The organism is Vibrio sp. Vb1337, from assembly GCF_033338715.1.
Lineage (GTDB): Bacteria > Pseudomonadota > Gammaproteobacteria > Enterobacterales > Vibrionaceae > Vibrio > Vibrio alginolyticus.
In genome coordinates, this window is sequence record NZ_JAWOTD010000011.1 from 181415 (window position 1) to 191054 (window position 9640).

Here is a 9640-nt window from a genome sequence, read left to right on the forward strand (position 1 = left end):
CTAAATTACACTGGCATGTTCATGAGATCTTTATATGCCTCAACGAGTTTATTGCGAATTTGAACCGTCGCATCAAAAGCGACACTAGACTTGTTACGAGCGATCATAACGTCAGAAAGGGATACATCGGCATCACCACGATCAAAACGGGTTTGTAAATCACCAGATGCTTTTTGAAGTGTGTTTACGTTATTGATGGCTTTAGTTAGGAGATCGTTAAAATCTGCTCCAACTTTCGCCCCACTTGCAGTAGGAGCCGTATTGGTTGCTTCTACCATCATGGCGCGCATTTCTGCCTGAATACCATCAATTTTCATTAGCACCTCTAAGCCAAAAGATTGACTATTAACAAAACTGATTATTGACACAGCAATTAACGTGCCATAAGACATTAGCAATCAATTTACTTACACTTTTTGTCTTATGGCCGTTGTCTGTGTTAATTCGGGATATCTATACCAGCATCACGCATTTTGGCAAGCTTATAGCGCAAGGTTCGAGGGCTTATACCCAGTTTCTCCGCCATTTCTTTGCGTCGACCATTACACTCAACCAAAGTCTCCAAAATAATGGCGTATTCTTGATCGCGCAGCTCGCTGCCTAAGCCTTCTCCACCAGTTACTGGGCGGCTGACACTCTCAGCTTGAGCAACTGGCTTAACATTGGGCACGACCATATCTGCATTTTGCACCACGTGTTGCAAGCTATTGGCATCTTGCCAATCTACGCCCTCGAGCAAAATGTGCTCTGCATCGATGTCGCCATTTTCACTTAATATCAGCGCTCGTTGAACCACGTTATCCAATTCACGAACATTACCCGGCCAAGGGTATTGCAATAGTTTTTCTAACGCAACGGTCGAGAATTGAGGCACTGGCATGCCCATTTTGCTGCAATGACGCTCAGCAAGATGCTTGGCAAGCGGTGCAATATCGCCTTTACGTTCTTTAAGTGCAGGCCACGCAATTGGGAATACATTCAGGCGGTAATATAAGTCCTCTCTGAAGTTTCCTTCTGACACGTATTGCTTAAGATCACGGTTACTCGTCGCTAACACACGAACATCTAACTTGATGCTTTTGCGACTGCCTAGGCGCTCTACTTCGCGCTCTTGTAGAACACGCAATAACTTCGCTTGCAGGTTCAAGTCCATTTCGCTGATTTCATCAAGCAAGATTGTGCCACCTTGCGCTTGTTCGAACTTTCCTGGGCATGCCTGAACAGCACCAGTAAATGCGCCCTTTTCATAGCCAAACAGTGTTGCTTCGAGCATATTGTCAGGAATCGCGGCACAGTTAATTGCGACAAAAGGACCATTTTTACGATTTGACGCGTTGTGAATATAGCGCGACATCACTTCTTTACCTGAGCCACTCGGACCTAGCACCATAACATTCGCATCTGTACGTGCCACTTTATCGGCCAACGCGAGTAAACGTAGACTTTTCTCATCAGCAACGATAGCGTCACCGTTGTCATCACTTTTTATCGGTGCATAACGACTGACCATATTTAGCAACACTTCTGGTGCAAATGGTTTCGCCATGTAGTCGATCGCGCCATCTTTCATTGCAGACACGGCATCTTCAATATTGGCGTACGCCGTCATTAGCAATACTGGTAAGTTAGGCCAATTCTGCTTGATGCTTTTGAGCAGAGCTAAGCCACCCATACCCGCCATTTGCACATCAGAAACGACGATATCAACCGTATTCGATTTCAGCTTTAACAGTGCATCTTCAGCACAGTCCGCTTCCAACCACTCATACCCTGCCAGAGCCAGAGTATCGACTAGGGCTTCACGAAGACCTTCATCGTCTTCTACGATCAGCACTTTGCTTTGCGCCATTATGATTCTCCAGAAATTGTTATTACCAAAAGCCGCTTATTGCGCTTCTGTTTGCACTCGCTCTAGCGGAATGCACATGGTGAAGCAGGCTCCATCACCCTGCTCTGAAATAAGTTCCAATCGACCGTCATGGGCACGGCAAACCATTTGAACAACTGCCAACCCTAATCCAGTTCCTTGAGAACGTGTGGTAAAAAATGGCTCCATGATTTTGGCTTGCAGTTCTTCGGGCACACCCGGTCCGCTGTCTTGCACAGAAATGCGTAACTCACCATTTACCGGGCGGAAAAAAATATCGACTTGCGATTCTTTACCAGACATTTGAATCGCATTCATGACCAGATTACTTAATGCAGATGCAATGGCGTTCGCATTGCCTAGTAGCTCAGTTTGTTCTTCTTCAACTTCTAGGCAGTAATCAATACTGTTGTTTTTTAGCGCGGTTTCGACCATCGGCTGATATTCCGCTACCAACTGGGCAATCGTGAATGGCTTAATGACTTTATTATCACCACCTTTAGCAAAAAGCAGCATATCATTAACCTGCTTTTCCAAATCGTGCAGTCGATCCATTAATTTGGTTTGGAAGCGATCTTTTGTCGCTGGAGGAAGATTTGGCGCTCCCAAATTGGATGCATATAACATAGCGCTCGACAGCGGCGTTCTTACTTGGTGAGCAAGCGACGCAACCATACGTCCTAACGACGATAAGCGCTGTAAATCACTGACACGAGCTTGAAGTAAACGGGTTTCGGTTAAATCGGTAATCAGGATCAATTGACCTGTTGTGGACGCCGAGATGGCGAGTCGAACTTTACGGCCATTCCGCAGGGAAACTTCATGGCCATCATCTTCACGTGGGTCAAACACCGCCTGGATAACGTTGAACCATTTTTCGTTAACCAGTGGAATCTCAAGAATTCGGTGCGCTTCTGGATTTGCTTCACGCACTACTCCGTACGTATCGAGCAAAATCACTCCAGCAGGCATCACATCGAGCACCTGTTTGTAGCGCTCAACCTGATTCTCTACGGAATCTAAATGGGATTGATTGGTGTTGTTATCCATTACTGCCTGTCGAAATATCGCCGCTAAAACTAAAATAGCTTGGTAAGCAATTAGCGTACCAAGCTATTTTCTATATTTATCAGGACGTTAAGCTATCGACAATAAGTTGACACTCAGAGATAACGGTTTTGGATGCCAGAAAAGCGATGTTAACCAGCCCAAGTGATAATTCAGATATCGTCTTAAAACTTCACTTTACCTAGCGCTGTAAGTTGTACTTACGCATTTTTTCCACCAGCGTAGTACGTCGCATACCCAGCATGTCGGCCGCTCTTGCTACAACGCCACCCTGCGCTTCTAATGCTTGGCTGATCATATTAACTTCTAAATCAGCTAGCAGTTCTTTCAAATTAACCCCTTCCGGTGGCAGCGCTTGCGGGGCGTTCATGCTGTGATCAAGGTCGTCTTGATCTTCAAAGCTAAAATCTTCAGAGAAGATATCTTGGAATACATCACGCTCTTGCTCTTCCACCGAAACAAATGGATTGCTCTCTGGTTGGAACTCTGGGATGTCACTGTAGCGATATTTGGTTGGTAGATGGTTTACATCCACCAAGCTATTTGGATACAGAATAATCATTCGCTCAACAAGATTAGCCAACTCGCGTACGTTGCCCGGCCAGTTATGCTCCATAAGTGAGTTGATTGCACGAGGTGTAAAGCAGATAGGTTGTCCGCCTTCCGCCTCTAAACGTGTCATCAGTTCTTGCAGCAGCAATGGTATATCTTGTTTGCGCTCTTTCAGCGCTGGCATCTCAATTGGAAACACGTTCAGGCGATAGAACAAGTCTTCTCGGAACGTGCCTTCTTCAATCATATTTTCTAGATTACGGTGTGTCGCCGCCACCACTCGAACATTTACCTTGATGGTACTATTGCCACCTACACGTTCAAAGCAGCGTTCTTGCAATACACGAAGCAACTTTACTTGCATCGACATTGGCATATCGCCAATCTCATCAAGAAAGATCGTGCCACCGTCTGCGAGCTCAAATCGACCTTTACGGGCAGTTAACGCACCAGTAAACGCGCCTTTTTCGTGACCAAATAATTCGCTTTCTAGGAGCTCAGGCGGTATTGCACCACAGTTAATAGGTACAAATGCGCCATCGCGGTATGAAGAATGATAGTGGATGTTACGCGCAACAACTTCTTTACCCGTACCGGACTCACCTAAGATCAACACGTTTGCTTCCGTGTTTGATACTTGCTCAATCAGATGTCGAACTTCTTGAATACCTCTACTTTGACCAACTAAGCTGCGAAAAAGCGTGTTTTTGCGTGCACTAGCAACAACATTCACTCCTTTTCGCCCCAGAAAATCTTTGCAGTGGCGTAACGCTTCACTAAGCTGTGGGTAATTAAGCGGCAGCTCTAGTTCACCAACAAAATTTGGAAGATCATCAACAGGCAAAGGAAAACGGCCCATGACTAGAAGAGGGATGTGGTAAGCGCTGTTTAAATGAGAGATAACCGTACTCGCCGCTTGACCTGCTGGAATATTACCAACAATACAGCACGACCATACGCTAGACCAATCAACATCGCTGAGCTGATCAGAACTGACCGCTTCGCAATTTTCTCCAACAAATTCCAATATATTGCTTAAATTTAAACGACTTGATGCGTCATCATCAATTACAAGCAGCTTTGCCAAACCATGCATAAGTAAGAATGATTGCCTTTATTTTAGGTGCGTTGCGGCCAAACCTTGATTTGCGCAATTGGGTGCTAAAGAAGGCAGAACCACCACACTCAATTTACGATAGACAAAATAGGAAAATCAGCAACAAAAAAGCCATTAGGGCTACTAATGGCTTCTATTTTATTTGAATATAAAAATAAGGCAACCAAGCAATGGAGAGGTGTGAGCTTGATAGAAACTTTGCTACACAACTCGTTGCGCAATTGACAAATATATTCGTCTAGTATCTTAACGCATTGTTTTGACTATTAAATACCAACTTCAGCAGCGGTAAGATTATGAAACTCTGTTGGGATTTGGTCCCAAGCGGACTTGATCTCACGGATAATGTCGATAACGTCGTCGATCAGCTGAGGCTCATTTTGATGGTTAGCAGCAGAAATTTGCGTGATCATAAACTCATACAGTGAATCTAAGTTTGAAGCAATATCACCACCGTCATCCATAGATAGACAGCTGCGTAGCGCGATAATGATGTCTAACGCTTTACCTAAGCGCTCACCTTTTGCTGGAATATTGCCTGCTTGCATGGCTGCTTTACCTTGAATAAGGCGCTCAATCGCACCAGCCATAAGCATTTGAATGACTTTGTGCGGAGAAGCCGCGCTAAGCTGGCTGTCGACTGATACCTTTTTGTATGCTTGCAAAGAACCGCGCATAGTAATCCTCTTTTAAATAAATTTTTTGTACTGCTGAAGTGAACGCTGGCCATAACGAAACTTATGGAGCTCTTTTCCGACCTTTGACGTTTCCGATTGCATCAGCTCGACAATTCTTTTGGTACGAGTTAGCAATGCTTGCCACTCTGCATCCTGCTTAACCAAAGGATTTTGATGAATAATTGGTAACAGGTTTTGCAATAACCGTTCCCTGATATCGACCAAGCGAAGAATTTCTTCAGCATTAAAATCAATTTTTTCTAATTCTTGCGTAATTAGTTGATCTATATCACTAATTTCCATGAGTTCTTTTTGCATTTATTAACCCAACGCACTCATCAAAGCGCCTAACTGGCCCTGCATTTTACCGGTCGCATCTTGCATCGCGGTAAACTTCGCATGAGTACGCTTCTCTAGGCTTTCCATGCGGCGATCTAATGCCGCTTGATCGTCACTCAAACGGTAGTTTTGTTCTGTGAGACTTTTTTCTCGAGTACGAATACTGCCTGTAATACCTGTGATACCGTGAATCGCATCTTCTACTCGTTTAGCAAAACCTGTGTTGCCACCGAAGAACTTTTCTAACTCGTTGAAGTTATTGTTCAACTGGCGATCTAGCATGTCATAGTTGATTTCTAGTGTGCCTTGACGTGTGGTCGTAATGCCAAATTCTGTTAAGGACTTTAGGTTTTCAGGTGCTTTATCGATTCGAGTAGAAAAAACCGATTTTAATCGTGAATCTGCACTGCGTACGGTGCTGTCACCTGACAACGGCCCTTTTTGACCAGTTACCGGATCCACACTCGCCAACGCTTGGGAGGTTTGATAAAACGAGTTATACGCTGCCACAAAGTTTTCGATATCGTTGCGTACACTTTGACGGTCGTACTCGACACCAATTTCAGCAGGCGGTTTATTCGGTTCTGATTTGCCTTTTAGTGTTAAATCAACACCTTCGATCGCATCTTCAATCACATTGTTGTGGCTAGATAGCTTTGCCACGCCATCAAGCAGAACTTCTGAATCTTGCCCTGCTTGTACTTCTGTCATTCCAAGGTATTCTTCAAAAGCAGATTGTGCCTTTGCGATTTTCGCTTCTGCTTCATCAATTTTTTCCAGACGCTCACGTTCTTGAGGATCAAGTTTAGCGCGATGAATTTGCTTAGCTTGCGCTTCGGAAAGTTCACCACGTGCCACTTTTTCGTCTAACGCTTGCTTTTCACTCGCAATTTTTTGCTCGATTTCCGCTTTTTCTTGCTCAAGAAGCTGCTTAGCCTCTTTCGTCGTAACGTAAGAATCGGTTAGGGTGCCCGATGCGGCATTATTCCAGCCTGGTACATCTGGTGCCTTCTCTATTGCCTTTTCGTCGAGTTCGAGCTCTGGTTCTTCATAAGAGTCCAACAAAGTACCTGACGCAGTTTCTGTCCACCCTGGAATTCTGTCTTCAGGGCGTAAACTCGCGCGTCGGTTGGCTTCATCAATGGCTTCTTGACCAGCTTTGGCTGCTTCTGCACCCGCCGCAGAGATTGGCGCTTGCGATGCATCATCTTGTACATCGTCTGCCGCTTTTTGCTCTTCTGGAGGTAGAGGATTGCCGTTTGCATCCAGCTCTTCTGCTGGTTGTTCCGGAAATTTAAGAGGACCTAAGACATCTTCCGCCGCTGAACGAGCTTCTTCAAGCGCGTTGACGCGGTCTTCAAGTGTTTGGTATTCGAAATATTTAAGAGGGTTGCCTTTTTCTGCCTCCACACTGACTCTGATTTGATGATCCTTACCAGAGAGGTTAGAAGCAAGGATAAGGCGTGGACCTTCGACGTCGTTAATAAGAGATGCACGAACGCCAGGGTTATCTTTAGCGCCATTGATGCCACGTACGACATCGATGAGCTTAGATCGGGAACGAACATCGATATTAAAACGCTCATCACCAAGCGAAATCTGCAGCTTACCAGGGCCAAATTTTGCGTCTTCTGGCAATACGTCAGAAGCGACTTTATGGCTCTGAGCAAGCTGCAACACATCGATAGCATATTTGCCAGCGATAGCATCTGTGGTTGCCGTGGCAGATACAATATTGTCATTGGTCGTTTCGACGGTGCGAACGGCAAATGCTTTCTCCTGACGAAAGTTCGCCATGAGATTTTTCATCGTATCCAATGATTCTCTGAGTCGCCCGTAAGCACTGATACTGGCGTTAATTGTCGTGCGTTCGTTGTCGATACGTTGCTGCTTTGGTACGCGTTCGGCATCCACAATTTTGCTGACCATGGAATTAATATCCATGCCGCCAGAAATCCCCAAAGGGCCTAAACTCATCAAATCACCTCTAAAAACGACTTACACTTTTTCAGTCAACAACCCGCTGTTGGCTGTGTGCTCAGCTAGGCGACGCAATACCACTAGCATTTCTTCATCAGGAATTTGACGAATCACGTCACCGGTATTGGCTTCATAAATCGTCACCACATCTCGTCCGGATTCTTCATCCACTCGAAATGCGACTCCTTTGTTTATGGACGTTACAAATTCATTCATTTGTGCGACCAATTTTTCACGTTCTTCCTTGTTCAGTTCTTGACGGCTTTCAGCCATCTCGATCGCAGCTTGAACAGAGAAGTCGTATTCGGTGTTTTTCGCTTTTTGCGGCGAAATCTCACCATTTGAATTTGCTGGGCTAGACGTGCCTATATCATTGCCATTTTTATTTGCAAACTTTGTGCCATTTGGCGTGCCGTAAGGCTGGATGTTCGATGCGTAGGAGGATATATCCATTACAATCTCCCTTCCACCTTATGGGCTAACGATAGAATCTATCGCTTTGGTGCCCCAGCACTAAGGTGTTGACCTCAGGCTGGGGTTACCACTTAGCCCAACAAGCTTAGCGCTGCAGATGGAGACTGCTTCGCTTGAGCCAGGATTGAAGTACTTGCTTGCTGAAGAATTTGCGACTTAGTCATCGCAGTGGTTTCCTTCGCGTAATCAGTATCTTTAATACGGCTTTTAGACGCGTTAACGTTCTCGTTAATGTTGTCTAGGTTGCTGATTGCGTGGTTGAAGCGGTTTTGGAAAGCACCGAGTGAAGCTCGTTGGCTGTCTACGGACTTAAGAGCACCGTCGATAACCGCTACTGCTTCTTGAGAGCCAGCTACTGTGGTTACATCGATGTCTTTCACTGTTACGTCTTTCGGGCCACCAAAGCCGATCTCGTCTGCTAGGTTGCCAGAAAACTCAACATCACCTTCAACTTTTTGAGAAGAAGCAAATACTTGTAGTTTGCCATCTTCGCCAACAGAGGCTTTTACATCATCGTTTTGACCGTTGATGTATGTCGCTAGCTGCTCAATATCATCGCCTTGCTTAGCGCTGATTGATAGCTCTTTCTCTTCACCCTGCTTGTTGGTGTAGCTCATTTTGAACTCTGTTTTCTCACCAACAGTCCAAGATGCGTCTTTACCCTCTTCTGCTGCGTAGCTCTTACCACCCATTGCTGAAGTGTCTGAGCGTAGGTTACCCATAGAAAGCATCACTGCTTCACCTGAGTCCGCACCGATTTGGAAAGATTGAGTACCGTAAGTACCGTTTAGAAGCTTGTTACCACCGAAAGAGGTAGTTTCAGCAATACGGTTTAGCTCGTCGTTTAGCGCTGTTACTTCTTCTTGGATCGCTACACGTTCTGCTTTTGAGTTAGAGCCGTTCGCCGATTGAAGCGAAAGATCACGCATACGTTGTAGGATGTTGGTAGATTCATTCATTGCACCTTCAGCAACCTGTGCAATAGAAATACCGTCGTTTGCGTTTTTCACTGCCATGTCTAGGCCACGGCTTTGTGCATTCAAACGGTTTGAAATCTGTAGACCTGCAGCATCGTCTTTCGCGCTATTGATTTTATAACCCGAAGACAAACGCTCCATAGATTTTTGTTGACCGTCAGCTGCCTGGTTTAGGTAACGCTGTGCAGTCATCGCAGAAACGTTAGTATTAACGTTAATCGCCATAATTGATCTCCTTAAGGCTTTAGTGAATGTACCGTCGTGTCTCTCACCTCACTTAGGTACATCTCATTTCTCTCAGTCCCTTTAACGGCGACCAATGAATATCCTTTAGAAGAAATTTTCAATTTTTTGCGATTATTTTCTTTGGTTTACTGAAATGTGATGAAGCTCTAATGCCGTGATTCGCAGAAATCCTGAGCCCCCAAAAGACAGAAAAAAACCCAGCCGAAGCTGGGTTTACTCGCTCATCTCTCACCACGAGCCAATGAGGTTCTCGTCTTAGGTTTGAAATTAACCTAGCAGACTTAGCGCTGAGTTAGGCGCTTGTTTCGCTTGCGCAAGGATTGAGCTTGACGCTTGCGATAGA

The 9640-nt window shown here is 45.2% G+C and carries 9 protein-coding genes; all 9 read right to left on the bottom strand.

All coding sequences use genetic code 11. The annotated features are described in order from the left end of the window. Positions 1 to 5 precede the first annotated feature (5 nt). Complete coding sequence (gene fliE / locus R7E42_RS14570) at positions 6 to 317, bottom strand: flagellar hook-basal body complex protein FliE (protein WP_005384482.1); 312 nt, start codon at positions 315 to 317, stop codon at positions 6 to 8. Between the two features lie 122 nt (positions 318 to 439). Next, a complete protein-coding gene (locus tag R7E42_RS14575; RefSeq protein WP_005394318.1) occupies positions 440 to 1849 on the bottom strand; it encodes a sigma-54-dependent transcriptional regulator in 1410 nt (469 codons plus the stop codon). 36 nt (positions 1850 to 1885) lie between these two features. Then, positions 1886 to 2917: a sensor histidine kinase gene (locus R7E42_RS14580; protein ID WP_005380459.1), complete on the bottom strand. Its 1032-nt coding sequence runs from the start codon at positions 2915 to 2917 to the stop codon at positions 1886 to 1888. 199 nt (positions 2918 to 3116) lie between these two features. Next, the gene (locus R7E42_RS14585) at positions 3117 to 4583 is read right to left on the bottom strand and encodes a sigma-54 dependent transcriptional regulator (RefSeq protein ID WP_005384490.1); all 1467 of its coding nucleotides are present in this window, start codon (positions 4581 to 4583) and stop codon (positions 3117 to 3119) included. A gap of 287 nt (positions 4584 to 4870) precedes the next feature. Further along, on the bottom strand, positions 4871 to 5281 hold the full coding sequence (gene fliS, locus R7E42_RS14590) for a flagellar export chaperone FliS (protein ID WP_005380457.1): 411 nt from the start codon (positions 5279 to 5281) through the stop codon (positions 4871 to 4873). Between the two features lie 12 nt (positions 5282 to 5293). Then, the gene (locus R7E42_RS14595; protein WP_005380456.1) at positions 5294 to 5599 is read right to left on the bottom strand and encodes a flagellar protein FliT; all 306 of its coding nucleotides are present in this window, start codon (positions 5597 to 5599) and stop codon (positions 5294 to 5296) included. A gap of 3 nt (positions 5600 to 5602) precedes the next feature. Next, entirely contained in the window at positions 5603 to 7597 is a 1995-nt protein-coding gene (gene fliD / locus R7E42_RS14600) for a flagellar filament capping protein FliD (protein WP_318072774.1), read from the bottom strand. Between the two features lie 21 nt (positions 7598 to 7618). Continuing rightward, positions 7619 to 8053, bottom strand: coding sequence for a flagellar protein FlaG (gene flaG / locus R7E42_RS14605; protein ID WP_005384493.1), 435 nt, complete (start codon positions 8051 to 8053; stop codon positions 7619 to 7621). Between the two features lie 92 nt (positions 8054 to 8145). Continuing rightward, positions 8146 to 9276, bottom strand: a complete 1131-nt coding sequence (locus R7E42_RS14610; RefSeq protein ID WP_005380449.1) for a flagellin — start codon at positions 9274 to 9276, stop codon at positions 8146 to 8148. Positions 9277 to 9640: the final 364 nt, after the last annotated feature.

Excerpts from the sequence above, each read along its gene's own strand:
- fliS (WP_005380457.1), bottom strand. The coding sequence starts at position 5,281 with ATGCGCGGTTCTTTGCAAGCATACAAAAAGGTATCAGTCGACAGCCAG.
- R7E42_RS14610 (WP_005380449.1), bottom strand. The coding sequence starts at position 9,276 with ATGGCGATTAACGTTAATACTAACGTTTCTGCGATGACTGCACAGCGT.
- R7E42_RS14585 (WP_005384490.1), bottom strand. The coding sequence starts at position 4,583 with ATGCATGGTTTGGCAAAGCTGCTTGTAATTGATGATGACGCATCAAGT.
- fliD (WP_318072774.1), bottom strand. The coding sequence starts at position 7,597 with ATGAGTTTAGGCCCTTTGGGGATTTCTGGCGGCATGGATATTAATTCC.
- R7E42_RS14595 (WP_005380456.1), bottom strand. The coding sequence starts at position 5,599 with ATGCAAAAAGAACTCATGGAAATTAGTGATATAGATCAACTAATTACG.
- fliE (WP_005384482.1), bottom strand. The coding sequence starts at position 317 with ATGAAAATTGATGGTATTCAGGCAGAAATGCGCGCCATGATGGTAGAA.
- flaG (WP_005384493.1), bottom strand. The coding sequence starts at position 8,053 with ATGGATATATCCTCCTACGCATCGAACATCCAGCCTTACGGCACGCCA.
- R7E42_RS14575 (WP_005394318.1), bottom strand. The coding sequence starts at position 1,849 with ATGGCGCAAAGCAAAGTGCTGATCGTAGAAGACGATGAAGGTCTTCGT.
- R7E42_RS14580 (WP_005380459.1), bottom strand. The coding sequence starts at position 2,917 with ATGGATAACAACACCAATCAATCCCATTTAGATTCCGTAGAGAATCAG.